Source organism: uncultured Microbacterium sp. (assembly GCF_963521695.1).
Lineage (GTDB): Bacteria > Actinomycetota > Actinomycetes > Actinomycetales > Microbacteriaceae > Microbacterium.
Genome location: NZ_CAUQWC010000021.1, coordinates 1 through 24,926, shown reverse-complemented (window position 1 = coordinate 24,926; position 24,926 = coordinate 1). Strand labels below are relative to the sequence as shown.

Sequence of the window (24,926 nt, the reverse complement as noted above, 5' to 3'; positions counted from 1 at the left end):
GAGGTAGGCGAGCCCCGGCCACTGACTGAGCACCATCTGCGAGCCGCTCGCCGCGCGCGGGGCAGTGCGTGCGCGGCCGGTAGCCTGGGAACCATGCTCCGCACGATCGATCTCCGCGGCCGCGTGCTCTCGCCGGCCGAGCTCCTCGCCGTCGTCCCGCGTGCCGACGCCGCGCGCGATGAGGCCCTCGCTACGGCTGCGCGTCTCGTCGATGACGTCGCTCACCGCGGAGAAGAGGCGCTGCGCAAGCAGGCCGCCCGGTTCGATCGGGTGAGCGACCACGCCATCCGCGTCCCCGCCGACCACCTCGAAGAGGCGTTGCGCACCCTCGCCCCCGAGATCCGTGCGGCACTCGATACCGCTATCGAACGGGTGCGCACGGCGTCGGCCGCGCAGGTGCCCGCCCCCGTTGTGACCGAGATCGGCGATGGTGCCCGGGTCACACAGCGCTGGCAGCCGGTGCGCCGGGTCGGCCTGTATGTACCCGGTGGCAAAGCGGTCTATCCGTCCAGCGTCGTGATGAACGTCGTCCCCGCCCAGGTGGCGGGTGTGCGCGAAGTCGCCCTCGCCTCACCGCCGCAGTCCGCATTCGGCGGGCGCGTGCACCCCGTCATCCTTGCCGCGGCGCACATGCTCGGCGTCACCGAGGTCTACGCGATGGGCGGGGCCGGCGCCATCGGCGCCTTCGCCTACGGGGTGTCCGAGATCGGTCTCGACCCGGTCGACGTCGTCACCGGGCCCGGCAACAACTTCGTCGCCTCCGCCAAGCGCGCCGTCGCCGGCCGCGTCGGCACGGACTCCGAGGCGGGGGCGACCGAGATCCTCGTCGTCGCCGACGACAGCGCCGCGCCTCACCTGATCGCCGCCGACCTCGTCAGCCAGGCCGAGCACGACGAGCAGGCGTCGGCCGTGCTCGTCACGGACTCCGCCGCGCTGGCCGAGGCCGTGAAGGCCGCCCTTCCCGCGCGCGTGGACGCGACGCGTCACAGCGAGCGCGTGACCGCCGCCTTCCACGGCCCGCAGTCCGCGGTCGTGCTCGTCGACGACATCGCGCAGGCCACCGCGTTCAGCAACGCCTACGCCCCCGAGCACCTGGAGCTGCACCTCGCCGATCCGCGGCCTGAGGAGTTCGTCAACGCGGGGGCGGTTTTCGTCGGCCCCTACACGCCCGTGAGCCTGGGCGACTACCTCGCCGGCAGCAATCACGTTCTCCCCACGGGCGGTCAGGCGCGTTACGGCGCAGGACTTTCGGCTGCGACGTTCCTGCGGCCCCAGCAGGTCGTGGAGTACGACCGCGCCGCGTTGTCCGAGGTGCGGGATGCCATCGTCACCCTCGCCGAGGCCGAGGCGCTGCCCGCGCACGGCGAGGCCGTGACCGCACGTTTCGAGGCGTAATCGTGCACTGTCCCTTCTGTCGCAACCCCGACTCCCGCGTCATCGACTCGCGCACGAGCGACGACGGCCTCAGCATCCGTCGCCGCCGGCAGTGCCCGAAGTGCGGAGGACGGTTCTCGACGGTCGAGACCGCGAGCCTCAACGTCATCAAGCGTTCGGGCGTGGTCGAGCCGTTCAGCCGCGAGAAGGTGATGTCGGGAGTGCGCAAGGCGTGTCAGGGCAGGCCCGTGACCGACGCCGATCTTGCGGTGCTCGCCCAGCGGGTCGAGGAGGCGATCCGACAGACGGGGTCGTCGCAGATCGAGGCGAACGAGATCGGTCTGTCGATTCTCGGGCCGCTCCGAGATCTCGACGAGGTCGCCTACCTGCGGTTCGCAAGCGTCTACCAGGCGTTCGACTCCCTCGAGGATTTCGACGCGGCGATCGCGCAGCTGCGCGCGGATCACGCCGACCGCGCCGCCGCCCTCGCAGACGGCGACCTTGACGGGCGTCCAGTAACCTGACGGTGATGTATCCCCTTCTCTTCCGCACGGTCCTCACCCGCCTCGATCCCGAGTTCGCCCACCATCTCGGTGCGCTCGTGATCCGTGTCGCGGGCGTCGAGCCGGTGGCATCCGTGGTCCGACGCTTCACCTCCCCGTCATCCGATCAAGGCGTGCGGGCACTCGGGCTGGATTTCGCCTCGCCGTTCGGCGTGGCGGCGGGTTTCGACAAGAACGTCACGATGGGGCGAGGGCTCGGCGCCCTCGGGTTCGGCCATGTCGAGGTGGGTACCGTCACTGCACTGCCGCAGCCGGGCAACCCCAAGCCGCGCCTGTTCCGCCTCGTCGCCGACCGCGCGGTGATCAACCGCATGGGCTTCAACAACGACGGAGCGGCCGCGGCCGCCGCCAAGCTCCGGCGCCTGCGTCGGTCGCGCACGCGCCCCGTTATCGGTGTGAACATCGGCAAGAGCCGTGCGGTCGCCGTCGAAGACGCCACCACCGACTACGTCCGCAGCGCCAAGATGCTCGCGCCCCTCGCCGACTACCTCGTGGTCAACGTGTCCTCACCCAACACGCCCGGGCTGCGCGGACTCCAGGCGGTCGAGACCCTTCGTCCGCTCCTGACGGCCGTGCAGGATGCCGCGGGCGACACCCCGCTCCTGGTCAAGATCGCGCCCGACCTCGACGACGCCGAGGTGCAGGACATCGCGCGCCTCGCCGTCGATGCGGGCCTGTCGGGCATCATCGCCACGAACACCACCATCGAGCGCTCAGGACTCCACACGGATGCCGCGACCGTCGACGCCGCGGGCGCCGGTGGTCTGTCGGGTGCCCCGCTCAAGGCGCGCGCGACCGAGGTGCTGCGGCTCGTCCGCGAGGCGGTACCGGCGGAGTTCGTGGTCGTCTCGGCCGGGGGAGTGGAGACCGCCGACGATGTGCGCGAGCGTCTCGCCGCCGGCGCGACCCTCGTGCAGGGCTACACCGGATTCCTCTACCGCGGACCCCTCTGGGCCCGTCAGATCAACCGCGGCCTCGCGCGCGCCCGCTGACGCCGCCGGCCGCTCCTCGGCGACCCGCGCCCGCGGACGAGTGTCCCCGACACGCCGCCACGGCCCCGTACACGCGGCGTGTCCTGGACATCCGCCGCCTGCCTCGCCGGCGGAAAGACGAAGCGGCGCGCCCGAAGGCACGCTGCTCGCAGAATCGGGTGGGGTCAGACCGGGTACTGACCGCGCTTGACCTGGGCCTTCGGCAGACGCATGAAGCGCATTTGCACGGTCCGCATCGCCGCGTACCATCCGAGGCCCTTCTCGAGCTTGCTCTCGCCGAACTTCTCCTTCGCGGCCTTCTTCACGCGGATGGAGGTGATGATCATGTCGCCGACGACGAAGAGGATGAAGATCCACAGTGCAACGAACGACCAGTACTGGAAGATCGACATCGGGATGAGGGTCGCGACGATGACGATGACCATGAACGGCATGACGCCCTCGCCGAGGTGCCAGCCGGCATCCACGAAATCGCGCGCGAACCGGCGCTGCGGGCCGCGGTCGCGCACCGGCAGGTAACGCTCTTCGCCGGCGGCCATGCCGATGCGGGCCTTCTCACGCTGAGCGGCGAGATCGGCCCGGGCGCGCGCTTTGGCCTCTTTGGTGTCGGGGACGAGGGGACGCTTGCGCGCGGCCTCCTGCTCGGCGCGCGACGGGGTCGCACGACCCTTGCCCGTGCCGATCGCCGTCGGGTCGACGGGGGTGTCGTTGGGTGCGGGGGCGGGGGACTTGGCCACGGGAAACCTCGGTGCTTCGCTGATCAGGAGATTTAAGATTACCCGCATGACCCTCGACCTGTCCCGGCAGGACGCTGTGCAAAATGCAGCGGACTCCGGCATCCCCGCAGCCCTCGCCGATCTCGGTTCCCTCGTGCGCATCCCCTCCATTGCCTGGCCGGCATTCGACCAGTCCGCGCTGGTGAAGAGCGCCGACGCCGTCGCCGCCCTTCTCGAGGGCACCGGCGTCTTCGATGCGGTGAAGGTCGCGCGCGCCGCCATTCCCGGCACCGACGAGATGGGACAGCCCGCCGTGCTCGCGTCGCGCGCCGCGCGCAACGGACGCCCCACCGTGCTGCTGTATGCGCATCACGATGTGCAGCCCCCGGGTGACGAGGCGCTGTGGGACTCCCCGCCGTTCCAGCCGACCGTGCGCGACGGCCGTCTCTACGGTCGCGGTGCCGCCGACGACAAGGCCGGCATCATGGCACACGTCGGTGCGATCCGCGCCGTGGTCGAGGTGCTCGGAGACGACCTCGACCTGGGCCTCGCCGTCTTCATCGAGGGTGAAGAAGAGTACGGCTCCCGCTCGTTCCCGCAGTTCCTGTCCGACAACGCCGACGTGCTCCGCTCCGACGTGATCGTCGTCGCCGACTCCGGCAACTGGGACGAACGCACCCCCGGACTCACCGTGTCCCTGCGCGGCAACGCCCGTTTCACCCTGACGGTGAAGACGCTCGAGCACGCTTCGCACTCGGGCATGATGGGCGGCGCGGTCCCGGATGCCATGCTCGCCACGGTCAAGCTGCTCGCGACGCTGTGGGACGATGACGGTGCCGTGGCCGTCGACGGCCTCGCGGTGCGCGACGCCGCGACTCCCGAATACGACGAGTCGACGCTGCGTGCGGAGTCGGGCCTGCTCGAGGGTGTCACCCCCATCGGGCGCGACTCGATCCTCAGCCGCATCTGGAACAAGCCGTCGATCACCATCACCGGATGGGATGCCACGCCCGTGTCCGCGGCATCCAACACCCTGGCTCCCGAGACGAGCGTCGTCATCAGCGCACGTGTCGCTCCCGGACAGGATGCCGACGAGGCGTTCGCCGCGATCGAGAAGCACCTGCGCGCCCACGCCCCGTTCGGCGCGCGCCTGAAGTTCAGCGACGTCGACTGCGGCGATTCGTTCCTCGTGGACACGAGCGGATGGGCCGTCGAGGAGGCGCGCGCGGCGTTTGCGGAGGGGTACGGCGTCGAGTCCGTCGACGTCGGTATCGGCGGGTCCATTCCCTTCATCGCCGACCTCGTGAGCGAGTTCCCGGGCGCTCAGATCCTCGTCACCGGAGTGGAGGATCCGCACGCGCGGGCGCACAGCCCCAACGAGTCGCTGCACCTCGAGACCTTCCGCAACGCCCTCGTGTCCGAGGCTCTCCTGCTGACCCGGCTGAACGACCGAATCGTCTGACGGGGCCGCGGGGGCGGGATCGGCGTAGACTCCATACGTCCCCGCGACCGATCAACACGAAGGGCATCGCCATGACCGACACCACTCTGTCGCCCGCCGACACCCGTGAGCACGGCGTGGGCCTGACCGCCGCCGCCTCCGACAAGGTGAAGAGCCTGCTGTCGCAGGAGGGTCGTGACGACCTGCGTCTGCGCGTGGCCGTCCAGCCCGGCGGATGCTCCGGACTCATCTACCAGCTCTACTTCGACGAGCGCTACCTCGACGGTGACAAGGTCGTCGACTTCGACGGCGTCGAGGTCATCGTCGACGACATGAGCGTGCCGTACCTCGACGGTGCGAGCATCGACTTCAAAGACACGATCTCCGAGCAGGGCTTCACGATCGACAACCCCAACGCGCAGGGTTCCTGCGCGTGCGGTGACAGCTTCCACTGAGCTCTGTCGCCGTCGTACGGCGTCGTCTTCGAGAACCCCCGGGACCACGGATCACACCGTGGAATCCGGGGGTTCTCGATGTCTCGGCACTGGACGAATGGCCTGAGAACGGTGAGAGGTTGCCGTAGACTGTCAAAGCTTCATCCACGACCCGGAAAGGTGCATTGTGCCCTCCAAACGTCGCCTTCGTTGGGCAGCGCTCCCTCTCGGGATCGCCTCCGTCGCACTCCTCTCGGGCTGCACCACGACCCAGCTGCACGGATTCCTGCCCGGCTTCGTCGATGACGGAACGCCCGCCACGAACCACACCGACATGGTCGCCGGTCTGTGGGTCAACTCGTGGATCGTGCTCCTCGCCGTGGGTGTCGTCACCTGGGGCCTGATGCTGTGGTCGGTCATCGCGTACCGCCGTCGCCGTGGTCAGTCCGGCCTGCCGGTGCAGCTCCGCTACAACATGCCGGTCGAGATCTTCTACACGATCGTCCCGCTGATCCTGGTCGTCGGTTTCTTCGCCTTCACGGCGCGCGATCAGAACACGCTCGAGACGCAGTACGACGACCCCGACGTGTCGATCACCGCCTACGGCAAGCAGTGGGCGTGGGACTTCCAGTACAACGGCGAAGAGGAAGACAACTCCGACGCCGTGTACTCGATGGGTGTGCAGGCGATCGCCACCTCCGACGGGTACGACCTCGACGACGTGCCCACTCTCTACCTGCCGGTGAACAAGACGGTCAAGATCGACCTGCGCTCGCGCGACGTCATCCACTCGTTCTGGATCATCGACTTCCTGTACAAGAAAGACATGTACATCGGCCGCGACAACGAGTGGTCGTTCATGCCGACTCGTGAGGGCACGTACGAGGGCAAGTGCGCCGAGCTGTGCGGTGAATACCACTCCGCCATGCTCTTCAACGTCAAGGTCGTCAGCGAGGCCGAGTACGAGGATTACCTCGACTCGCTGCGCCGCGCGGGCGACGTCGGTGACATCAGCGACCTGTCGCGTCTGCAGAACCTGACGACGACCGGTACCGAAGGGAACGAGTGATCATGGCCACGACGCTTCCGCTCCAGGGGACAGGCCCCTCGCGGCCGACGACTCTCCCGCCGCGTCAAGCCGCACTGCTGAGCACCACGCGTGTCGAGCAGAAGGGCAACCTGGTCGTCAAGTGGATCACCTCCACCGACCACAAGACCATCGGGTACATGTACCTGATCGCCTCCGTGCTGTTCTTCATGCTCGGTGGCGTGATGGCGCTGATCATCCGTGCTGAGCTCTTCGAGCCCGGCATGCAGATCATCCCGACCAAAGAGCAGTACAACCAGCTGTTCACCATGCACGGCACGATCATGCTGTTGATGTTCGCGACGCCGCTGTTCGCCGGCTTCGCAAACGCGCTGCTGCCGCTGCAGATCGGTGCGCCCGACGTGGCGTTCCCCCGTCTGAACGCGTTCGCGTTCTGGCTCTTCCTCTTCGGTTCGACGATCGCCGTCTCGGGCTTCCTCACCCCTCAGGGTGCGGCTGGCTTCGGGTGGTTCGCCTATCAGCCGCTCGCCAACGCCAGCTTCTCGCCGGGCGTGGGAGGAAACCTCTGGATGCTGGGCCTCGGCATCAGCGGTTTCGGCACGATCCTCGGCGCGGTGAACTTCATCACCACCGTGCTCACCATGCGCGCACCCGGTATGACCATGTGGCGCATGCCGATCTTCTCGTGGAACACGCTCATCACGAGCATCCTGATCCTGCTCGCGTTCCCCGTGCTGGCGGCCGCCATCTTCGCCGCCGCCGCCGACCGTGTGCTCGGCTCCCACATCTACAGCCCTGAAAACGGCGGTGTCCTGCTCTGGCAGCACCTCTTCTGGTTCTTCGGTCACCCCGAGGTGTACATCATCGCGCTGCCGTTCTTCGGCATCGTGTCCGAGATCTTCCCGGTCTTCAGCCGCAAGCCGATCTTCGGGTACAAGACCCTCGTCTACGCCACCATCGCGATCGCCGCTCTGTCGGTGGCCGTGTGGGCGCACCACATGTACGTCACCGGCGGCGTGCTGCTGCCTTTCTTCGCCCTGATGACGATGCTCATCGCGGTGCCGACGGGCGTGAAGATCTTCAACTGGATCGGCACGTTGTGGCGTGGATCCGTCACCTTCGAGACGCCGATGGTCTTCGCCCTGGGCTTCCTGGTGTCGTTCGTCTTCGGTGGTCTGACCGGCGTGATCCTGGCGTCGCCTCCGCTGGACTTCCACCTGTCCGACTCGTACTTCGTGGTCGCGCACTTCCACTACGTCGTGTTCGGCACGGTCGTGTTCGCGATGTTCGCCGGCTTCTACTTCTGGTGGCCCAAGTGGACCGGAAAGATGCTCAACGAGCGTCTCGGCATGGTGCACTTCTGGATGCTGTTCATCGGCTTCCACATGACCTTCCTCATCCAGCACTGGCTCGGCGTCGACGGCATGGTCCGTCGTTACGCCGACTACGCCGCCGCCGACGGATGGGCGTGGGAGAACCAGCTGTCCACCGTCGGATCGATGATCCTCGGCGCCTCGATGATCCCGTTCCTGCTGAACGTGTGGATCACCGCGCGCAAGGCACCGCGCGTGACGGTCGACGACCCGTGGGGCTACGGTGCGTCGCTCGAGTGGGCGACGTCCTGCCCGCCGCCGCGCCACAACTTCACCTCGATCCCGCGCATCCGCAGCGAGCGTCCCGCGTTCGACCTGAACCACCCCGAAGCCGGTATCCCGGTCGGCGTGGGTCCGGCCAAGGACGCCCCCGATGCGCCTGTCGTCGACGCTGCCGCCGGAGAGGTCAAGTAAGTCCATGCGTACCAACGTCAATCTCTGGTGGATCCTCGCGGTCTTCTCGTTCCTCATCGCGGCGGTATACACCGTCTGGAGCCTCATCCAGCACGGTGGTGTCGAATGGGTCGGCACCGTGGCACTCGGCTTCCTCGGGCTCATGTCGTCGATGATCGCGTTCTACATCGGTCGCGTCCTCAAGTCCCAGCGCGGCGAGCTCCCCGAAGACACCTTGACGGCCGACATCGATGACGGCGACCCCGAAATGGGCGAGTTCAGCCCGTGGTCGTGGTGGCCCATCGTGCTCGCGGCGTCCGCGGCTATCGCCGTGATCGGTCTGGCTGTGGGCAGTTGGCTTGTACCCGTCGGTTTCGCTGTCTTCGTGATCGCCATCGTCGGCTGGGTGTACGAGTACTACCGCGGGTACTTCGCACGCTGATCCTGTGCCCGTTCGGCTGATAACGGCCGCCGTCTCGGATGCCGGCGCCCATCGTCCCACCAACCAGGACGCCGCCTTCGCGGCGTCCTGGGGTGCGGCGGTCGCTGATGGCGTCGGCGGTGGCCCCTCTGGTGATCTTGCATCGGCGGCTCTGGTCCACCGCCTGGTCGCGACTCGCGGGGGAGGGCTGGATGCCGATGGCCTCCTCGTGCGTATCCGCGAGGCCAACTGGGACATCCGAGCGCATGTCGAGCGAAACCCCGCCCTCGAGGGCATGGCGACGACGTTCACCGGTATCTTCCTGAGCACGACGGGCGACCTGCTTCTCGCGCACACGGGCGACTCCCGTGCGTACCTCCTGCGCGATGGGGAGTTCTCCCGCGAGACGCGCGACGACTCCTACGTTCAGGCCCTGGTCGACCACGGCATCATTCCGCCCGAGGCGGCCGCAGCGCACCCCCGCCGCAACATCATCACCGCTTCTCTTGGCGGGGCCGAAGGAGACGTTGTCTCCGTCGCCGAGCGCCCGCCGCGCGTCGGAGACCGCTGGGTGCTCTGCAGCGACGGCCTCACCGACTACGTCCCCGAGGCCGATGTCGCACGGCTCATCGCCGAAGCCTCCGGCCCGCGCGAGGCCGCCGCCGCGGCGGTCGCCCTGGCGCTTGAGGCGGGAACGCGCGACAACGTGACGGTCGTTGTCTGCGACGTCGTCGACGACGACGAAACCACCACGGTGGACCCGGTGTTCTTCGGGTCGGCGGCGCGGTGGTTCGCGGAAGACGTCGAAACGGCCTGAGCCGACACCTCTGTAGGTCCCGTCACCGAGCCGCGGCTCTCGCAAAGGCGTCCATCGCCTCGATCGCCAGCCCCGCGCTCCGCGGGCCGCCGTGCCCGTCTTCCTCGACGATCTCCAGTCTGCTGCCCGGCCATGACCGGTGGAGGCGCCACGGCGTCAGTACGGGCCCGCTGATGTCGCGTCGCCCGTGCACCAGAACCCCGGGAATCCCGGCGAGTTCGGAGGCTCGTGCGAGGACCGACCGATCGCCCGGCAGGAAGCAGTCATTCGCCCAGTAGTGCGTGACGAGGGTGGCGAAGTTCAGGCGGTGCCTGTCGTCCGGATGCAGAGGTCCCGGCGCTGCATGAGGCCCGAGCGAGATGTGAGCGGTCTCCCACGCGTCCCACTCGTCGGCGGCCCGTCGGCGCACCGCGGGCGAGGGATCTGTGAGCAGTCGTGCGTATCCCTCGATCGTGCGCTCGTCGTCGGACAGGACCGCTCGTAAGCGTTCATGCGCCTCAGGGAAGACAGGAGCAATGCCGTCGGTGATCCAATCGATCTCCCACCGGTGGCCCGTGGTCACGGCGAGGTTGACGATCTCTGTCACGCGATCGCGGTGCGCGAGCGCGTATGCGAGTGCGAGGGTGGATCCCCAGGACACGCCGTGCAGCAGCCACCGTTCGATGCCCAGGTGAGCGCGGACGGCCTCGAGGTCATCGATCAGCTGCACCATGGTCTGCGTTCGCAGGCTGGAGAGGTCGTCGGAGGCCCACGGCGTGCTGCGGCCGCACCCGCGTTGGTCGATGCCGACGATGAGGTGCAGCCCGGGATCGAACCGACGGCGGTAGCCGCCAGGGCCGAGGCCGCCGCCGGGCCCGCCGTGCAGATACAGCGCGGGACGTCCTCGGGGGTTCCCCGAGGCTTCCCAGTACAGACGGGCGCCGTCGGGTCGGTCGAGGAAGCCGCTCGCGAAGGGGGCGATCGCTGGATGGGGAGGCATCCCGGCATCCTATGGCGATGCATGTCGGCACGTCAGCGCCGAACGACCATGACGGTGGCGTCGAACACCCGTTCGCAGGGGCCTTCGTCGTTCTCGAAGGGCTGTCCCTCGCGCACCCAGTACTCGTAGCCGCCGATCATCTCGCGTACCTCGTAGCCCATCTGGGCGAAGGCAAGAGCACCCTTCTGTCCGGCGTTGCAGCCGGGGCTCCAGCAGTAGACCACGACCGGCACGTCGAGGGGGATCTCTTGTGGAGCTCGTTCCTCGACCGAGCGGTAGGGCATGTGGATTGCTCCCGTGACGCGCCCCTGTGCCCAGGCGTCATCGCCCCGCACGTCGACGAGCACGAAGCGATCGCCGGCCTTCTGTGCGGCGTAGACGTCGGAGGGATCTGTTTCGACGGCGAGGCGGGCGCGGAAGTATTCGAGTGCGTTGGTCACGTTCCCACGTTAGACACCGGGCGCGTAGCGGGGGAGGTGTACGGATGCCAGCATGCCGCGGCATCCTGCCAGCCCAGGCTGGGGCGTCGCACGGTCGATCGTGTGCGTCGACCGTGCGCCGGATACGACGAAGCCCCGGTGCCGTAGCACCGGGGCCTCACTCGAGAGTCTTACTCGCTCTTGTCGCCGTGGGGGCGGTTGGCCTCGCCGAGTCCCTTAGGAGCCGGGATCTCGACCTCGACACGCTCGCCGACCGCGTTACGAGGACGACCGTCTTCATCGGCACGGGCGTCGGCGCCGGCGATCTCGTCGGCTTCCTCGTGGGCGATGTGATCGAGCTCGTGGTGCTGGTGCGCAACCGCTGCATCGATCTCGGCCTGCGTGAGCGGTGCGAGACGGTCTTCGAAGAACCACCGCGACACCGACGCACGGATGTTCTCGTGCCAGGGGATCTGACCCTTCTCATTCGGGCGGACGACGAGGGGCTCGTACGTCTCGTTGTCGACGAGCTTCCAGCGCTCGAACTCATCGACAGGCTGGTGAACCTCGATGTACTCGCCGCCGGGCAGGCGCACGATGCGACCCGACTCGTACCCGTGCAGAGCGATCTCGCGGTCCTTCTTCTGCAGCGCGATGCAGATGCGCTTGGTGACGAAGTAGGCGAGGATCGGGCCGAGGATCAGCAGGGCCTGAAGGGCGTGGATGACACCCTCCATCGTGAGGTGGAAGTGCGTCGCGATGATGTCGGACGACGCCGCGGCCCACATGACGGCGTAGAACGTGACACCGGCTGCACCGATGGCAGTGCGGGTTGCGGCGTTACGCGGACGCTGGGCGATGTGGTGCTCGCGCTTGTCTCCGGTGACCCAGGCCTCGATGAAGGGGTAGATCAGCACGAGGACGATGAACAGACCGAGCACGGCGACCGGGAAGATGATGTTCCACGACCAGGTGTGTCCCCACAGCACGAACTCGAGGTGCGGCGGCACGAGACGCAGCGCGCCGTCGGCGAAGCCGATGTACCAGTCGGGCTGAGTACCGGCCGACACGGGCGACGGGTCGTAGGGACCGTAGTTCCAGATCGGGTTGATGGTCACCAGAGCGGCGATCAAGACGATCACGCCGAACGTGATGAAGAAAAAGCCACCCATCTTGGAGGCGTACACCGGCATGATCGGGTAGCCCACGACGTTGCTGTTCGTACGCGCGGGGCCGGCGAACTGCGTGTGCTTGTTGATGATCATCAACATGAGGTGCACGGCGAGCAGGGCGACGAGGATCGCCGGCAGCAGCAGGATGTGCAAGGTGTACAGACGACCGACGATGGTGGTGCCGGGGAACTCGCCGCCGAAGAGGAGGAACGAGGTCCAGGTGCCGATGATCGGCAGACCCTTGATCATGCCGTCGATGATGCGCAGGCCGTTACCCGACAGCAGGTCGTCGGGGAGCGAGTAGCCGGTGAAGCCCTCTGCCATCGCCAGGATGAAGAGGATGAAGCCGACGACCCAGTTGAGCTCACGCGGCTTGCGGAACGCGCCGGTGAAGAACACGCGGAGCATGTGCACGCCGATACCGGCGACGAACACGAGCGCCGCCCAGTGATGGATCTGACGGACGAGCAGACCGCCGCGCAGGTCGAACGAGATGTGCAGCGCCGACTCCATGGCTGCCGACATCGCGATACCGCGCATGGGCTCGTACGCACCGTTGTAGTGCGTCTCGACCATCGACGCCTGGAAGAAGAAGGTCAGGAACGTGCCGGAGAGCAGCACGACGACGAAGCTCCACAAGGCGATCTCGCCGAGCATGAACGACCAGTGGTCGGGGAAGACCTTGCGGCCGAGCTCCTTGACGAGGCCCGACATGCTCGTGCGCTCGTCGAGGTAGTTCGCCGCGGCGCCGACGAAGCGGCCACCGAGCGGCTTGCCGTCTCGACCGGCGGGCGCCTGCGGCGGACCGGAGTAGACGGCGGGTTCGGTGGTGACGTTCTCGGTGGGGTGAGTACCGGTACTCATGAGCGCTCCCAGAAGCTGGGGCCGACGGGCTCGTGGAAGTCACTCTGCGCGACGAGGTAGCCCTCGGCGTCGACGGTGATGGGGAGCTGCGGCAGGGGACGGGCAGCCGGGCCGAAGATGACGGCCGCGCCGTTGGCGACGTCGAACTGCGACTGGTGGCAGGGGCACAGAAGGTGGTGGGTCTGCTGCTCGTACAGTGCCACGGGGCAACCGACGTGGGTGCAGACCTTGGAGTACGCGATGATGCCGTCGTACGACCAGTCGAGGTTGTTGGTCTCGGGGTTGAGCTGCTCGGGCTGCATGCGCATGAGCAGCACGATGGCCTTGGCCTTCTCTTCGAGGTAGCCCTCGTCGTGACCGAGGCCGGCGAGCTCTTCGGGGATCACGTGGAAGGCGGATCCGAGGGTGACGTCGGCCGCGCGGATCGGACGACCGGAGGGGTCGTGCGACAGGCGCATGCCTTCTTTCCACATCGTGTGGCTCAGCATCGTCACGGGGTCCTGATCCTGCGGTGCGAGCCCGCGGAAGAGGGTGATACCGGGAATGATGGATGCCGCCAGCGCAGCGAACATCGAGTTGCGGATGATCTCGCGACGACCGAAGCCGGAGTCCTTGTCGGCTTCGGCGAAGACGTTGATCGCACCTTCGCGAACCTCGTCGCGCCCGCGGGTCGCGTGGCGATCCTCGATGTACTCCTTGTCGGACATGACCGACTTGCCCCAGTGGATGGTGCCGATGCCGATCGCCAGCAGCGCGAAGGCGATGCCGAGCCCGATGAAGAGGTTGTTGTAGCGGATGTCGATCATCGCGCCCGACTCGATCGGGAAGATCATGTAGGCGATGCTCGCCCAGATGCTCGCCGCAACCGAGACGTAGAACAGGGTGTAAACCGTGCGGACCGCACGCTTCATCTCCTGCGGGTCCTTGTCGGTCATCCGCTGACGGTGACCGGGCAGCCCCGGGTTGTTTACGGCGTCGGGAACCGCGACGGCGAGGCCCGAGCCGGGCTTCCAGGAAGCCCTCTCGTGCTCGAGTGCGTCGTCCTCGTGTGCCATGGTGCTCCTCGTGCGTTTACGTAATGTCGAAGACGACGGTCAGTTGGACTTCGCCGTGATCCACACGGTCAGGGCGATGAGTGCCCCGATACCAAAGATCCAGATGAACAGACCCTCGGAGACCGGGCCCAGCGACCCGAGGGCGTAGCCACCGGGGGAGTCGGTCTTCTGCACGTACATCAGGTACGAGATGACGTCGCGCTTGTCTTCGGGGGTGAGGTTGAGGTCGTTGAAGACCGGCATGTTCTGCGGACCCGTGACCATCGCCGCGTACATGTTGACGGGGGTGACCGTGTGCAGGTCGGGTGCCCACTTGCCCTCGGTCAGAGCGCCGCCGGCGCCGGCGACGTTGTGGCACATGGCGCAGTTGATGCGGAAGAGCTCGGCTCCGTGGGAGAGGTCGCCCTCTCCGTCGACGAGGTCATCGGTGGGGTAAGCGGGTCCGGGGGCCGAGGACTGTACGTACGCCGCGATGGCGTTGATCTGCTCTTCCGTGAACTGCACGGGCTTGACCGGAGCCTGCGGGCCCTGGGCCTGCAGCGGCATGCGGCCCGTCGAGACCTGGAAGTGCACCGACAGTTCGCCGACGCCGAACAGCGCGGGTCCCTGCTGGCTGCCCTCGAGGTTGAGACCGTGGCAGGTCGCGCAGTTGGCCTGGAAGAGCTTCTCGCCCTCTTCGACCGCGGTCGCGGAATTGGCCTCGCTGACGGGCGTGGTGGAGGTCGCGGCCATCGCGGCCGAGGCGCCGGCATAGGCACCTCCGGTGAGGAGGAGTCCGATGCCGATCAGCGCGGCGGCGGCCAGGGGGCTACGGCGCCCGGACGACCGACGAGTCTTCTTCTCGCGTGCCATGTGGAGTACAGCTCTCTTACTTGAGGAAGTAGATGACGACGAACAGGGCGATCCAGACGACGTCGACGAAGTGCCAGTAGTACGACACGACGATCGAGGTGGTCATCTCTTTCCGGCCGAAGTTCTTCACGGCGTATGCACGGCCGATCACGAGCAGGAAGGCGATGAGGCCACCCGTCACGTGCAGGGCGTGGAAGCCGGTGGTCAGGTAGAAGGCGGAGGCGTAGGGGTTGGCGCTGATGGGCATGCCCTCGGCCACCAACGTCGCGTACTCCCACACCTGTCCCGACACGAAGACCGCGCCGAGGATGAAGGTGAGGTAGAACCACTCCACCATTCCCCACTGCTTGAAGCCGGTGGCCTTGCCCGTGCGGTACGGCTGGTACCGCTCGGCGGCGAAGACGCCCATCTGGCACGTGACCGACGACAACACGAGGATGAACGTGTTGACCAGCGCGAAGGGGACATTGAGCAGCTGGGTCTCTTCGGCCCACAGGGACGCGGAGGTGCTGCGGAGGGTGAAGTAGATCGCGAAGAGGCCTGCGAAGAACATGACCTCGCTGCCCAGCCACACGATGGTGCCTACGGCGACCGGGTCGGGTCGCTTCACGGCACGCACGGCCTGGGAATACGTCGCTGAGGTCGTCACCGTTCCATTATGCGCGATCCGCGGGCCCGATCATCCCATCCCCAACATGAGTTATTCCATCGTCGAGACTTAGGGAAGCCTCAGAATCCGCAAGGAATCCCCGGTACGGAGCGGGTTCGTGCTGCCGCCGCCGGAGGCGCGGATCGCGACACGGCGAGACGACACGCGTGTGAAAGGATCGTCCCATGGCGGAACGCTTCACCTGGCCCGATCTGCTCTCCTCGCTGCTGGCCGGCGACGACCTCAGCGTGTCGGAGTCCACATGGGCGATGAGACAGGTCATGGCGGGCGAGGCGACTCCCTCGCAGCTCGCCGGGTTCCTCATCGCGCTGCGCGCGAAGGGGGAGACCGTCGAAGAGATCGTCGGCTTCCGTGACGCCATCCTCGAGGCGGCGGTGCCCCTTCCCGTCCGCGCGGAGGTACTCGACATCGTCGGAACGGGCGGTGACCGTTTCGGCACCGTCAACGTCTCGACGATGGCGGCCATCGTGGCCGCCGCATCCGGGGTTCCGGTCGTCAAACACGGCAACCGCGCGGCGAGCTCGTCGTCGGGGTCGTCCGACGTGCTGTCATCGCTCGGGATCGCGCTGACCCTCGCGCCCGAGAAGGTGGCCGAGACGCTCGATCGAACCGGCATCACCTTCGCTTTCGCGTCGGCGTTCCACCCCGGGTTCCGCCATGCCGGTCCGACACGGGCCGAGCTCGGCGTTCCGACGGTCTTCAACTTCCTCGGGCCCCTGTGCAACCCGGCCCGCGCCGAGGCGAACGCCGTCGGGGTGGCCCACCTCGATCGCGTGCCGCTGATCACCGGAGTCTTCCGCACGCGCGGCGCCACCGCACTGGTGTTCCGCGGTGACGACGGACTCGACGAGCTCACCACGACCGGGCACAGCCGCCTGTGGGAGATCAGCCGGGGCGACGTGCACGAGCACGACCTGGATCCTCGCGATCTCGGCATCCCCGTCGCCGACATCGATGACCTGCTCGGCGGGTCACCCGACCACAACGCCGGGGTGGTGCGGCGCGTGCTCGCGGGCGACACCGGACCGGTCCGCGACATCGTTCTGCTGAACGCGGCGGCGGGTCTGGTGTCGTACCGCCTTTTCCAGGATGCGGCCGAGGTGCAGCGTCCGATCCTCGAGCGTCTCGCGGATGCGCTCGCCGACGCGGCCGGAGCCATCGACGACGGGCGGGCGGCGACGAAGCTCGACGACTGGGTGCGGACCTCGAAAGAGTTGTCGGAGTAGCGCGTGGATCCGCTCGAGGCGCTCACCGAGATCGCGTACCTGCTCGAGCGGGAGAGATCGTCGCGCTACAAGTCGAAGGCGTTCCGCACCGCGGCCGCCGCGATCGAGGGGCTCAGCGACGCCGAGTTGCGCGACCCGGCGCTGCGGCGGCGACCCGGAATCGGCGATTCGACGTTCGCCGTCATCCAGCAGGCGTTGGCGGGAGCCGTGCCCGAGCGTCTCGCGACGCTGCGCGCCGAGTCGGCGCCGACGGGTGGCGCGGAGCTGCGCGCCAGGCTGCGCGGCGATCTGCACAGTCACAGCGAGTGGTCGGACGGGCTCACCCCGATCGAGGCCATGGTGGAGGCCGCGCGGGGACTCGGCCACGAGTACCTTGCTCTGACCGACCACTCGCCGCGCCTCACCGTCGCCAACGGACTGTCGCCGGAGCGCCTCCGCGCGCAGATGGACGTCGTCCGCGGCCACCGTGGTGGCGGGTTCACCCTACTCACCGGCATCGAGGTCGACATCCTGGACGACGGGAGCCTCGACCAGCAGGACGAGCTGCTGCGCGAACTCGATGTGGTCGTGGCATCCGCTCATTCGAAGCTGCGCATGGAACGCGGGCCGATGACGAAGCGCCTGGTCGCCGCGGCGAAAGACGCGCGCGTCGACGTGCTGGGGCACGTGACGGGACGGCTCGTCGAGGGCGCGCGGGGCACGCGACCGCCGTCGGACTTCGACGCGGCGGCCGTCTTCTCGGCGTGCGCCGACTCGGGTGTGGCCGTCGAGATCAACTCGCGTCCGGAGCGGCAGGACCCGCCCGACGCGCTGCTGGCGCTGGCCATCGAGGCGGGGTGCCTGTTCTCGATCGACTCCGATGCGCACGCGCCCGGACAGCTGTCGCTCCTCGACTACGGCGCGGCGAGAGCCGAGGCGCTCGGTGTCCCGGTCGACCGCATCGTCACGACGTGGCCGCTGGAGAAGCTGCGGGACTGGCTGGAACGCTCGTGCTGATCAGCGGCGGAGCGCCGTGAGGGCGCGCGTCATCGACGAGCCGAGGTTCCACGTGTCGGCGAGGGCCGTCGCCTCGGCCTCGTCGACGGGACGGATCCGGTCGTCGTAGGGGGCGAATTCGAGTTCGCGGGCCACGCGCACGACCGTGGGCGCGACGTCGAGATAATCGCTCGCCGCGAGGATCTTGGCGCGCTGGGCGGGAGTGCCCGCGGACCCGTCGGTGGCGGCGGCCCGGATGCCGTCGAGGTCGCCGCACGCGGCCAGAAGCGAGGCCGCGGATTTCTCCCCGACCCCCGCCACCCCGGGCAGGCCGTCGGAGGGGTCGCCGCGCAGCACGGCGAAGTCGGCGTACTGCGCGGCGTGCACGCCGTACTTGCCGACGACGGCGGCGTCATCGACGATCTCGAGGTTGCTCATGCCGCGCGCGGTGTAGACGATGCGGATGCCGCGGTCGTCGTCGATGAGCTGGAAGAGGTCGCGATCGCCGGTGACGATGTCGACCGGTGCGTCGGCCCGGGTGGCGAGGGTTCCGATGACGTCATCGGCCTCGTGTTCGGCCGCCCCGACGATCGGGATGCCGAGCACCTCCAGCGCCGCACGGATCACGGGGATCTGCGCCTCGAGCGGGTCGGGGACCTCTTCGATGTCGGCCCCCGCGGGCACCGCCTCGACGACGCGGTGCGCCTTGTAGCTGGGCAGGAGCGCGACGCGCCACGCGGGTCGCCAGTCGTCGTCCCAGCACGCGACGAGACGGGTGGGCTCGTACGTCGTCACGAGCTTGCCGATCATGTCGAGCAGCCCGCGCGCGGCGTTGACCGACGTGCCGTCCGTCGCCTTCACCTTGTCGGGTACGCCGTAGAACGCGCGGAAGTACAGCGACGCGGTGTCGAGGAGCATGATGCGGTCGGTCACGGGTTCGATCCTGGCACGCGGGCACGGCGCAGGACCACGGGGCTTGTCGCACGCGGCGACTTCACCCGTCGGTGGGCGCTCCGCTCCGCGCCGAACGTGGACACAATGAACGCGTGCCCGGTATCCGCGACGATCTTCAGCGAGCCTTCCGGTGGCGGGGCGACCGCACCGACGAGTCGTTCGGCGCAGATGTCACCGGGTGGTGGCGCGACGCGGCGATCCTCGCGCGGATCGGCCCGAGCCTCGCGGCGCTCTTCCCTGACGGCGCCCCGACGGTCGTGATGGGACCGCAGTCGCGGGGCAGTCTGCTCGGCGTCCTCGCCGCGACTGCGCTCGGCGTGGGATTCGCGGAAGTGCGGAAGGATCCCTCCCGTTTCGTCGACAGCGATGCATGGTGGGAGACGACGACGGGGCCCGACTACCGCGACCGGCACCTGCGCCTCGGGATCCGACGAGCGCTGCTGCGGGCGGGCGATCGGGTCTTGTTCGTCGACGACTGGGTGGACACCGGAGCGCAACTGGAGGCGTGCCGTCGGCTGGTCGACGACAGCGGCGCCACCTGGGTGGGCGCGGCGGTCGTGGTGGACGCCCTGCAGCGACCAGATCTGCGCCGGAACCTGCGGGTGCGCTCGCTGTTGCACGTTCGCGATCTGCCGTGATCCCCGCGGCCTAGAGTGGCGGGATGTCTTTCGGGTCGGCATCCACTCGTCCCTCGGCGGACGCGTCGTGCCCGTGCGGGGACGGGGCGTTCGGGCGGTGTTGCGGTCCGATCCTCGACGGCGCGCCTGCTCCGAGCGCCGAGCGCCTGATGCGTTCGCGGTACACCGCCTTCGCCGTCGGCGATCGGGCGCATCTCACCCGGTCGTGGCATCCGCGCACCCGACCCGATCAGATCGACGTCGACGACGGCACGTCGTGGCACGGTCTGGTGATCGAGCACGCCGCGGAGGACGGGGATGCCGCGGTCGTGTTGTTTCGTGCGGCGTGGCATCAGCACGGGGTCGATGGAGAGTTGCGAGAACGCAGCCGGTTCCTGCGTCGCGGGGGCCGATGGGTGTACGTCGATGGCGACGTGGACTGAGGGCGTCAACCCCGCCGCCCGATGTCGGAGGTGCTGCGTAGGGTCGTTCTTGGATTCCCGGTGAGAGGACACGCATGATCCCCGACGCGCAACGCGATCTGCTCGAAAATCCGAACTACGCCAGCCTCGGCACCGTCCGCCCAGACGGCACCGTGCAAGTCAACCCGATGTGGTACGAGTTCGACGGCGAGCACCTGCTGTTCACGCACACGGTCACGCGACAGAAGTACCGCAATCTGCAACAGAACCCCTCGATGAGCCTCATGGTGGTCGACCCCGAGCATCCTTCCCGTTACATCGAGGTGCGCGGAAGACTCGTGGAGGCCGAGCCCGACCCCGAAGGCGCCTTCTACGTGCGTCTCGGACAGCGCTACGGCAACGCGCAGCAGGAGGCGCCACCCGATCGGGCGGACCGCGTGATTCTGAAGATGTCGATCGAGAAAGTAGGAGGACGATGACATGGAACGCATCGTGATCATGGGAGGGCACGGCAAGGTCGCGCTGCACCTGGCGCAACTGCTGGCCGATCGCGGAGACGAGGCCACGTCCGTCATCCGCAACGCCGATCAATCCGGTGACATCGAGCAGGCGGGCGGCACGCCCCTCGTTCTCGATGTCGAGAAAGCCGACGTCGACGAGATGGCGGAGGCCTTCTCGGGCGCCGACGCCATCGTGTGGTCGGCGGGGGCCGGCGGGGGCAGCGCCGAGCGCACGTACGCCGTCGACCGGGATGCGGCTCAGCGCGCGATCGATGCTGCGGCGAAGGCGGGCGTGCGGCGCTTCGTCCTGGTGTCGTGGATCGGGTCGACCCCCGATCACGGGATCGACCCCGACGATTCCTTCTTCGCCTATGCCGATGCCAAGCTCGCCGCCGACGACCACCTGCGAGCGAGTGAGTTGGACTGGACGATCCTCGGTCCGGGCACTCTGACGCTCGACCCCCCGACGGGCCGCATCACCACCGCGCCGCAGGGCAACGGCGAAGTCTCACGGGCCGATGTGGCGGCGGTCGCCGCCGCTGCGCTCGTGCAGCCGGCCACGATCGGTCGGTTCATCCGATTCGGCGCGGGCGAGACCCTCATCGCCGAGGCCATCGCCGACACCGCCATCCGCACGACAGGAGAACACGCATGAGCACCCTTCCCGAACGGGCGGAGACCTTCGCACGACTGCACGCCGCGCCCGAGATCCTGCGTGTCGTCAACATCTGGGACGTCATCTCGGCGAAGGCCGTGGCGGCGCTGCCCGAGACGAAGGCCCTCGCCACCGCGGGCCATTCGATCGCCGCGACCTTCGGATACGAAGACGGCGAGAACATCCCGCTCGACGTCATGCTCGACATGGTCGGCCGTATCGTGGCCGCGGTCGACGTGCCGGTGACGGCCGACCTCGATTCCGGCTTCGGCAACCCCGGCGAGACCACGCGCCGTGCGATCGGCGTCGGGGTGATCGGGGCGAACGTCGAAGACAAGGTGCAGCCGCTCGCCGATTCGGTGCGCGCCGTCGAGGCCGTGATCGCAGCGGGCGAGGCCGAGGGCGTCCCCTTCGTGTTGAACGCGCGCACCGACGTGTTCCTGAAGGGCGGCGACCGTCCGCTCGACGACAAGATCGCGGATGCCGTCGAGCGTGGTCGCTCGTTCCTCGCCGCCGGTGCCACCACCGTGTTCGTCCCGGGGAAGCTGGATGCCGAGACGACCCGCCGTCTGGTGGAGGGACTGGGAGATCGCAAGCTCAGCGTCATCGGCGTGCCCGGTGCGCTCGCGGCGGCCGAGTACGAGGCCCTCGGCGTGGCCCGCATCTCGTATGGCCCCCAGACGCAGCGCGTCGCGCTGACCGCGCTGCAGGACCTCGCCATCGACCTCTATGGCCACGGTGTCATCCCCTCGACGGTGCGTGAGCTGAACTGAGCGGGCGTTCGGGGCCCGGGGTGCCGCGCGAAGCGGTCTCCTCGGGCCCCGGGCGTGCGGGGTTGCTTCCCCGAGGTTGTGACGTGCCGGGAGTCGTCGCGTCGGGCGGGCGGTGGTGACGGACTCGTCCGCGCGGCGCCCGCACAATGCCCGCCGTCGGTCGTCACGCCCGCCGTCAGTCGTCGCCGGGGCTGTCGTCGTCGACGACGATGACGCCGTCGGGCACGGGATCGCCCAACAGCGGTTCGGCGGCCAGAGTCAGGTCGATGGTCGCGCGCAGCAGCCCACCCAGTGTCGATGAGCGAAGCAGATCCATCTGATCGAGTTCTCCCAGCGGTGCGATCGCGGCCAGTTGCCACGCGCGGGGGAGCGGCTCCTCCGACAGCTCCACCTCGGGGTCCCACCGCGTACCGCCGAACTGCCCGGCGCGGGCGAGAACGCGTCGGACGATCCGTTCTGCCTCATCGAGTAACGGTGCCAGCGCGTCGTTCCACTCCAGATCGGGCAGCGCCCGCACGTCGGCGCGGGGGTAGGGGTCGTCGTCGAGCCACTCGACGATCTCGAAGCGCTCGGTTCCGCGCGCGACGATCTGCATCTGCCCCGCCTGTGGGACCACGTGGCTCAGCTGCGCCATCGTGCCCAGGGCGAAGCGCTGGTCGCCTCCACCGGTCTCGGTGCCGCGCTCGATCAGTACGACCCCGAATGCCGGGTCGGTCTCATCGAGGAGACGGCCGAGCATGACGAGGTAACGCTCCTCGAAAATCCGTAGCGCCAGGGGCGTGTACGGGAAGAGGACGGCGCCGAGGGGGAACATCGCGGTACCCATGTCGCCCAGTCAACCAGCGCGCAGAGTGGTGAGGGCGCGCGCGGGGAAGATTCGCAGCAGAGGACGGGAGCCGGTCAGAATGCGTCGCCGCGGAGCGTCTCGTGCACGCGGTGCAGATCAGTGAGCATCGACCCGACGAGCACCCAATGCGCCGGCGACGGCGTCTGGATCTGCAGGGGGCGCGTGAGGGCGGGTTCCTCCGGGGCGGACGGCTCAGTGCCACGACCGGGGCCGGTGTCGAGTCCGAATGCGAGGCGAACGTCATGGGCCGCGCGATGCAGTTGCTCGGCGATCGCGCGCACGGCGGGTTCGTCGACGATCGATGCGTCGTAGCCGTCATAGACCGCGCGGGTCATGCCCACCGTCTGGGTGACCACCGGGGTGAACCGGTCCAGCAGGTCGTCCATGGCGGCGAGGTCGGTGCGGTGGCGGCGGCTGCGGGGGTTCAGGGCCAGCGAGTCCTCGCCGTCACTGAGCGCGTCGGCCGCGGCGTCTCGAACCGGCCGCAGTAGTCGCGCCTCGAGCAGGAGACCCTCGAGCGAGGCCGGGGTCTGCGGAGTCTCGAGCGCGTCGGCGAGTCGCTCGAGTGAGGCGGCGAGTTCACGTCCGAGGGTGTCGACCTTCTCTCGCGCCGGAGGCACGAGCACCGGCGGCACCAGCACCGCGTTCACGACGATGCCGATGGCGGCACCGATGAGCGTCTCGAGCACGCGGTCGAGGGCGTAGTTCGGGGTGGCGGTGCCCAGGGCGAGCACCAGCAGCGCGCTGATCGCGATCTGGTTCGTCGCGCCGGGCGAAATGCGGGCGGCCCACGCCACGACCAGCGCGACGCCCGCCGAAAGCAGAGCGACCCACGGCTGAGAACCGAAGGCGAGCCCCAGCAGCGCCGCGATCACGACGCCGACGATGACGCCCACGCTGCGCTCCACGGCGCGGGTGAATGACTGGTTGACGCTCGGCTGAACGACCAGGAGGGCTGCGATCGCGGCGAAGATCGGCGGCGGGCCCTGCACGAGCCAGCCCGCGAGCAACCAGGCGGCGACGATGGCGAGGGCGGATTTCGCCACCTGCAGGAGCGGGACGCGGCGCGGCGTGCGCACATTCAGGCTTCCGCGCATCTGTCGCATGTCGGGAAGACGCATGGCTCACCCCTTCCGCGCGACGATGTCGTCGGCGTTGTCGGCGACCCACTCCATGAGCGGGATGACGCGGGTCATGAGGTCTCGGCCGCGGTCGGTGAGGGCGTACTCCACGCGCGGCGGCACCTCGGGGTAGGCGGTGCGGGCGACGAGGCCGTCTGCCTCCAACGTCTTGAGCGTGCTGGCGAGCATCTTCTCGCTGATCCCCGCGACGTTGCGACGCAGGACCCCCCAGCGTTGGGTGCCGTCGGAAAGGGCGAGCAGCACGAGCACACCCCACTTGCCCATGACGTGGTCGAGCACGGTGCGGGTGGGACACCCGTCGGTGAAGATCTGCGGATCACGACCCCGGAGATCGGCAAGACTAACGCTCATGTGAGTACCTAACCAGAAAGTGGGTACCGTCGTTCCGGAATGCGTGCGCGTGGCGCAGGTTTAACCCGGCGTACCCATCGAAAGGACACCCCGAATGACCCTTCTCGTCACCGCCGCCTCCGGCCAGCTCGGCCGCCTCGTCGTCGATGCACTGCTGCAGCGCGGTGTGCCGTCATCCGACATCGTCGCGGGCGTGCGCACCCCCTCGAAGGCCGACGATCTCTCCGCGCGCGGCGTCGGCGTCGTGGAGCTCGACTACGCCCGTGCCGAGACCGTCGCACCTGCCTTCACGGGTGTCGACCGCGTGCTGCTCATCTCGGGCACCGACGCGGATCGCGTCAGCGGCCACCGCAACGTCATCGCCGCGGCACACGATGCCGGCGTCAGCCGACTCGTCTACACCAGCGCCCCCCGCGTCGACGAGATCGACTACGCCCTCGGCGCCGACCACAAGGCGACCGAAGAGGCCATCGCCGCTTCGGGCCTGTCGGCGACGGTGCTGCGCCACAACTGGTACACGGAGAACTACCTGGATGCCGTGGCCCGTGCCGCCGACACCGGTGAGATCGTCGCCGCGGTCGGCGATGCACGCGTCGCGAGCGCGAGCCGTCGCGACTACGCGGAGGCCGCGGCCCTCGCCCTGACCACCGACGACCTGGTCGGTCAGACGCTCGAAGTGGGAGGGGACGAGGCCTGGACGTATGACGAGCTCGCTCAGGCGGCGACCGAGGTGCTGGGTCGCCCGGTGACGTACACCGCGGTCACGATCGAGCAGCTCACGGCCGGCCTCGAGGCGGCCGGACTGGACGCCGGGACGGCGGCCTTCGTCGCGGGCATCGACGACGCGATCGCACGTGGTGCCCTGTCGCAGACCGACGGGA

General features: G+C 68.5%; 28 protein-coding genes. 17 read left to right on the top strand and 11 right to left on the bottom strand.

Going from position 1 to position 24,926, the window contains the following annotated elements:
- Window positions 1-93 precede the first annotated feature (93 nt).
- The 3 genes from hisD to RWP81_RS03015 are packed head-to-tail and all read left to right on the top strand — an operon-like array spanning window position 94 to window position 2,929.
- Window positions 94-1,395 carry a histidinol dehydrogenase gene (hisD, locus tag RWP81_RS03025; RefSeq protein ID WP_314452134.1) on the top strand — a complete coding sequence of 434 codons (1,302 nt, stop codon included), beginning with the start codon at window positions 94-96 and terminating at the stop codon, window positions 1,393-1,395.
- Window positions 1,396-1,397: 2 nt separating this feature from the next.
- Window positions 1,398-1,898, top strand: coding sequence for a transcriptional regulator NrdR (nrdR, locus tag RWP81_RS03020; protein WP_243222674.1), 501 nt, complete (start codon window positions 1,398-1,400; stop codon window positions 1,896-1,898).
- 5 nt (window positions 1,899-1,903) lie between these two features.
- Window positions 1,904-2,929 (top strand): quinone-dependent dihydroorotate dehydrogenase, encoded by a 1,026-nt coding sequence (locus RWP81_RS03015; protein ID WP_314452131.1) that lies wholly within the window; start codon window positions 1,904-1,906, stop codon window positions 2,927-2,929.
- Window positions 2,930-3,093: 164 nt separating this feature from the next.
- Here RWP81_RS03015 and RWP81_RS03010 read toward each other — a convergent pair whose 3' ends face one another.
- Window positions 3,094-3,666 (bottom strand): DUF3043 domain-containing protein, encoded by a 573-nt coding sequence (locus tag RWP81_RS03010; protein ID WP_314452129.1) that lies wholly within the window; start codon window positions 3,664-3,666, stop codon window positions 3,094-3,096.
- Window positions 3,667-3,712: 46 nt separating this feature from the next.
- On the opposite strand from RWP81_RS03010, the gene RWP81_RS03005 reads away from it, so the two are divergent.
- From RWP81_RS03005 to RWP81_RS02980, 6 genes are all read left to right on the top strand, one after another.
- Window positions 3,713-5,107, top strand: coding sequence for a dipeptidase (locus RWP81_RS03005; protein ID WP_314452128.1), 1,395 nt, complete (start codon window positions 3,713-3,715; stop codon window positions 5,105-5,107).
- 71 nt (window positions 5,108-5,178) lie between these two features.
- Window positions 5,179-5,541, top strand: coding sequence for an iron-sulfur cluster assembly accessory protein (locus RWP81_RS03000; protein ID WP_055957426.1), 363 nt, complete (start codon window positions 5,179-5,181; stop codon window positions 5,539-5,541).
- A gap of 166 nt (window positions 5,542-5,707) precedes the next feature.
- The gene (gene coxB, locus RWP81_RS02995; protein ID WP_314452125.1) at window positions 5,708-6,589 is read left to right on the top strand and encodes a cytochrome c oxidase subunit II; all 882 of its coding nucleotides are present in this window, start codon (window positions 5,708-5,710) and stop codon (window positions 6,587-6,589) included.
- A 2-nt stretch (window positions 6,590-6,591) separates the two neighbouring features.
- The gene (ctaD, locus tag RWP81_RS02990) at window positions 6,592-8,355 is read left to right on the top strand and encodes a cytochrome c oxidase subunit I (RefSeq protein ID WP_314452123.1); all 1,764 of its coding nucleotides are present in this window, start codon (window positions 6,592-6,594) and stop codon (window positions 8,353-8,355) included.
- A gap of 4 nt (window positions 8,356-8,359) precedes the next feature.
- Window positions 8,360-8,776 (top strand): cytochrome c oxidase subunit 4, encoded by a 417-nt coding sequence (locus RWP81_RS02985; protein WP_055957416.1) that lies wholly within the window; start codon window positions 8,360-8,362, stop codon window positions 8,774-8,776.
- A gap of 4 nt (window positions 8,777-8,780) precedes the next feature.
- Complete coding sequence (locus RWP81_RS02980; protein WP_314452118.1) at window positions 8,781-9,572, top strand: protein phosphatase 2C domain-containing protein; 792 nt, start codon at window positions 8,781-8,783, stop codon at window positions 9,570-9,572.
- A 22-nt stretch (window positions 9,573-9,594) separates the two neighbouring features.
- Here the strand turns inward: RWP81_RS02980 and RWP81_RS02975 are convergent, their stop codons facing one another.
- The 6 genes from RWP81_RS02975 to RWP81_RS02950 form a co-directional block, all read right to left on the bottom strand.
- Window positions 9,595-10,551, bottom strand: coding sequence for an alpha/beta fold hydrolase (locus tag RWP81_RS02975; protein ID WP_314452116.1), 957 nt, complete (start codon window positions 10,549-10,551; stop codon window positions 9,595-9,597).
- 32 nt (window positions 10,552-10,583) lie between these two features.
- The gene (locus RWP81_RS02970; protein WP_314452114.1) at window positions 10,584-10,991 is read right to left on the bottom strand and encodes a rhodanese-like domain-containing protein; all 408 of its coding nucleotides are present in this window, start codon (window positions 10,989-10,991) and stop codon (window positions 10,584-10,586) included.
- Between the two features lie 170 nt (window positions 10,992-11,161).
- Complete coding sequence (locus RWP81_RS02965; RefSeq protein WP_314452112.1) at window positions 11,162-13,006, bottom strand: cytochrome bc complex cytochrome b subunit; 1,845 nt, start codon at window positions 13,004-13,006, stop codon at window positions 11,162-11,164.
- Complete coding sequence (locus RWP81_RS02960) at window positions 13,003-14,061, bottom strand: Rieske 2Fe-2S domain-containing protein (RefSeq protein ID WP_314452110.1); 1,059 nt, start codon at window positions 14,059-14,061, stop codon at window positions 13,003-13,005. The genes RWP81_RS02965 and RWP81_RS02960 overlap by 4 nt, the downstream gene beginning before the upstream one ends.
- Window positions 14,062-14,100: 39 nt before the next feature.
- Window positions 14,101-14,913, bottom strand: coding sequence for a cytochrome c (locus RWP81_RS02955; RefSeq protein WP_314452108.1), 813 nt, complete (start codon window positions 14,911-14,913; stop codon window positions 14,101-14,103).
- Between the two features lie 16 nt (window positions 14,914-14,929).
- Window positions 14,930-15,562, bottom strand: a complete 633-nt coding sequence (locus RWP81_RS02950; protein ID WP_183417929.1) for a heme-copper oxidase subunit III — start codon at window positions 15,560-15,562, stop codon at window positions 14,930-14,932.
- 185 nt (window positions 15,563-15,747) lie between these two features.
- On the opposite strand from RWP81_RS02950, the gene trpD reads away from it, so the two are divergent.
- Both trpD and RWP81_RS02940 read left to right on the top strand, forming a co-directional pair.
- Window positions 15,748-16,809, top strand: a complete 1,062-nt coding sequence (gene trpD / locus RWP81_RS02945) for an anthranilate phosphoribosyltransferase (protein ID WP_314452104.1) — start codon at window positions 15,748-15,750, stop codon at window positions 16,807-16,809.
- A 3-nt stretch (window positions 16,810-16,812) separates the two neighbouring features.
- Window positions 16,813-17,805 (top strand): PHP domain-containing protein, encoded by a 993-nt coding sequence (locus tag RWP81_RS02940; protein ID WP_314452102.1) that lies wholly within the window; start codon window positions 16,813-16,815, stop codon window positions 17,803-17,805.
- Here the strand turns inward: RWP81_RS02940 and RWP81_RS02935 are convergent, their stop codons facing one another.
- Window positions 17,806-18,717 (bottom strand): 5'-3' exonuclease, encoded by a 912-nt coding sequence (locus tag RWP81_RS02935; RefSeq protein ID WP_314452100.1) that lies wholly within the window; start codon window positions 18,715-18,717, stop codon window positions 17,806-17,808.
- A gap of 113 nt (window positions 18,718-18,830) precedes the next feature.
- Here RWP81_RS02935 and RWP81_RS02930 point away from each other — a divergent pair, with 113 nt between their 5' ends.
- From RWP81_RS02930 to RWP81_RS02910, 5 genes are all read left to right on the top strand, one after another.
- Window positions 18,831-19,376 (top strand): phosphoribosyltransferase family protein, encoded by a 546-nt coding sequence (locus tag RWP81_RS02930; protein ID WP_314452098.1) that lies wholly within the window; start codon window positions 18,831-18,833, stop codon window positions 19,374-19,376.
- A gap of 23 nt (window positions 19,377-19,399) precedes the next feature.
- A complete protein-coding gene (locus RWP81_RS02925) occupies window positions 19,400-19,798 on the top strand; it encodes a YchJ family metal-binding protein (protein ID WP_314452097.1) in 399 nt (132 codons plus the stop codon).
- A 74-nt stretch (window positions 19,799-19,872) separates the two neighbouring features.
- Complete coding sequence (locus RWP81_RS02920; RefSeq protein ID WP_314452095.1) at window positions 19,873-20,256, top strand: PPOX class F420-dependent oxidoreductase; 384 nt, start codon at window positions 19,873-19,875, stop codon at window positions 20,254-20,256.
- Window position 20,257: 1 nt separating this feature from the next.
- Window positions 20,258-20,932, top strand: coding sequence for an SDR family oxidoreductase (locus RWP81_RS02915; protein WP_314452093.1), 675 nt, complete (start codon window positions 20,258-20,260; stop codon window positions 20,930-20,932).
- Entirely contained in the window at window positions 20,929-21,705 is a 777-nt protein-coding gene (locus RWP81_RS02910) for an isocitrate lyase/phosphoenolpyruvate mutase family protein (protein WP_314452091.1), read from the top strand. The genes RWP81_RS02915 and RWP81_RS02910 overlap by 4 nt, the downstream gene beginning before the upstream one ends.
- Before the next feature lie 175 nt (window positions 21,706-21,880).
- On the opposite strand, the gene RWP81_RS02905 is transcribed toward RWP81_RS02910, so the two are convergent.
- From RWP81_RS02905 to RWP81_RS02895, 3 genes are all read right to left on the bottom strand, one after another.
- Window positions 21,881-22,531, bottom strand: coding sequence for an LON peptidase substrate-binding domain-containing protein (locus tag RWP81_RS02905; protein WP_314452089.1), 651 nt, complete (start codon window positions 22,529-22,531; stop codon window positions 21,881-21,883).
- A 74-nt stretch (window positions 22,532-22,605) separates the two neighbouring features.
- The gene (locus RWP81_RS02900; protein ID WP_314452087.1) at window positions 22,606-23,673 is read right to left on the bottom strand and encodes an FUSC family protein; all 1,068 of its coding nucleotides are present in this window, start codon (window positions 23,671-23,673) and stop codon (window positions 22,606-22,608) included.
- Between the two features lie 3 nt (window positions 23,674-23,676).
- The gene (locus tag RWP81_RS02895; RefSeq protein ID WP_314452085.1) at window positions 23,677-24,045 is read right to left on the bottom strand and encodes a helix-turn-helix domain-containing protein; all 369 of its coding nucleotides are present in this window, start codon (window positions 24,043-24,045) and stop codon (window positions 23,677-23,679) included.
- A gap of 94 nt (window positions 24,046-24,139) precedes the next feature.
- Between RWP81_RS02895 and RWP81_RS02890 the strand changes: the two genes are divergently transcribed.
- Window positions 24,140-24,926: NAD(P)H-binding protein (locus RWP81_RS02890; RefSeq protein WP_314452083.1), on the top strand; the 787-nt coding region annotated here is incomplete at its 3' end.

Coding starts and splice junctions, on each gene's coding strand:
- hisD (WP_314452134.1), top strand. CDS start 94: ATGCTCCGCACGATCGATCTCCGCGGCCGCGTGCTCTCGCCGGCCGAG.
- RWP81_RS03015 (WP_314452131.1), top strand. CDS start 1,904: ATGTATCCCCTTCTCTTCCGCACGGTCCTCACCCGCCTCGATCCCGAG.
- RWP81_RS03005 (WP_314452128.1), top strand. CDS start 3,713: ATGACCCTCGACCTGTCCCGGCAGGACGCTGTGCAAAATGCAGCGGAC.
- RWP81_RS03000 (WP_055957426.1), top strand. CDS start 5,179: ATGACCGACACCACTCTGTCGCCCGCCGACACCCGTGAGCACGGCGTG.
- ctaD (WP_314452123.1), top strand. CDS start 6,592: ATGGCCACGACGCTTCCGCTCCAGGGGACAGGCCCCTCGCGGCCGACG.
- RWP81_RS02985 (WP_055957416.1), top strand. CDS start 8,360: ATGCGTACCAACGTCAATCTCTGGTGGATCCTCGCGGTCTTCTCGTTC.
- RWP81_RS02975 (WP_314452116.1), bottom strand. CDS start 10,551: ATGCCTCCCCATCCAGCGATCGCCCCCTTCGCGAGCGGCTTCCTCGAC.
- RWP81_RS02965 (WP_314452112.1), bottom strand. CDS start 13,006: ATGAGTACCGGTACTCACCCCACCGAGAACGTCACCACCGAACCCGCC.
- RWP81_RS02960 (WP_314452110.1), bottom strand. CDS start 14,061: ATGGCACACGAGGACGACGCACTCGAGCACGAGAGGGCTTCCTGGAAG.
- RWP81_RS02955 (WP_314452108.1), bottom strand. CDS start 14,913: ATGGCACGCGAGAAGAAGACTCGTCGGTCGTCCGGGCGCCGTAGCCCC.
- trpD (WP_314452104.1), top strand. CDS start 15,748: ATGGCGGAACGCTTCACCTGGCCCGATCTGCTCTCCTCGCTGCTGGCC.
- RWP81_RS02925 (WP_314452097.1), top strand. CDS start 19,400: ATGTCTTTCGGGTCGGCATCCACTCGTCCCTCGGCGGACGCGTCGTGC.
- RWP81_RS02920 (WP_314452095.1), top strand. CDS start 19,873: ATGATCCCCGACGCGCAACGCGATCTGCTCGAAAATCCGAACTACGCC.
- RWP81_RS02915 (WP_314452093.1), top strand. CDS start 20,258: ATGGAACGCATCGTGATCATGGGAGGGCACGGCAAGGTCGCGCTGCAC.
- RWP81_RS02910 (WP_314452091.1), top strand. CDS start 20,929: ATGAGCACCCTTCCCGAACGGGCGGAGACCTTCGCACGACTGCACGCC.
- RWP81_RS02905 (WP_314452089.1), bottom strand. CDS start 22,531: ATGGGTACCGCGATGTTCCCCCTCGGCGCCGTCCTCTTCCCGTACACG.
- RWP81_RS02900 (WP_314452087.1), bottom strand. CDS start 23,673: ATGCGTCTTCCCGACATGCGACAGATGCGCGGAAGCCTGAATGTGCGC.
- RWP81_RS02895 (WP_314452085.1), bottom strand. CDS start 24,045: ATGAGCGTTAGTCTTGCCGATCTCCGGGGTCGTGATCCGCAGATCTTC.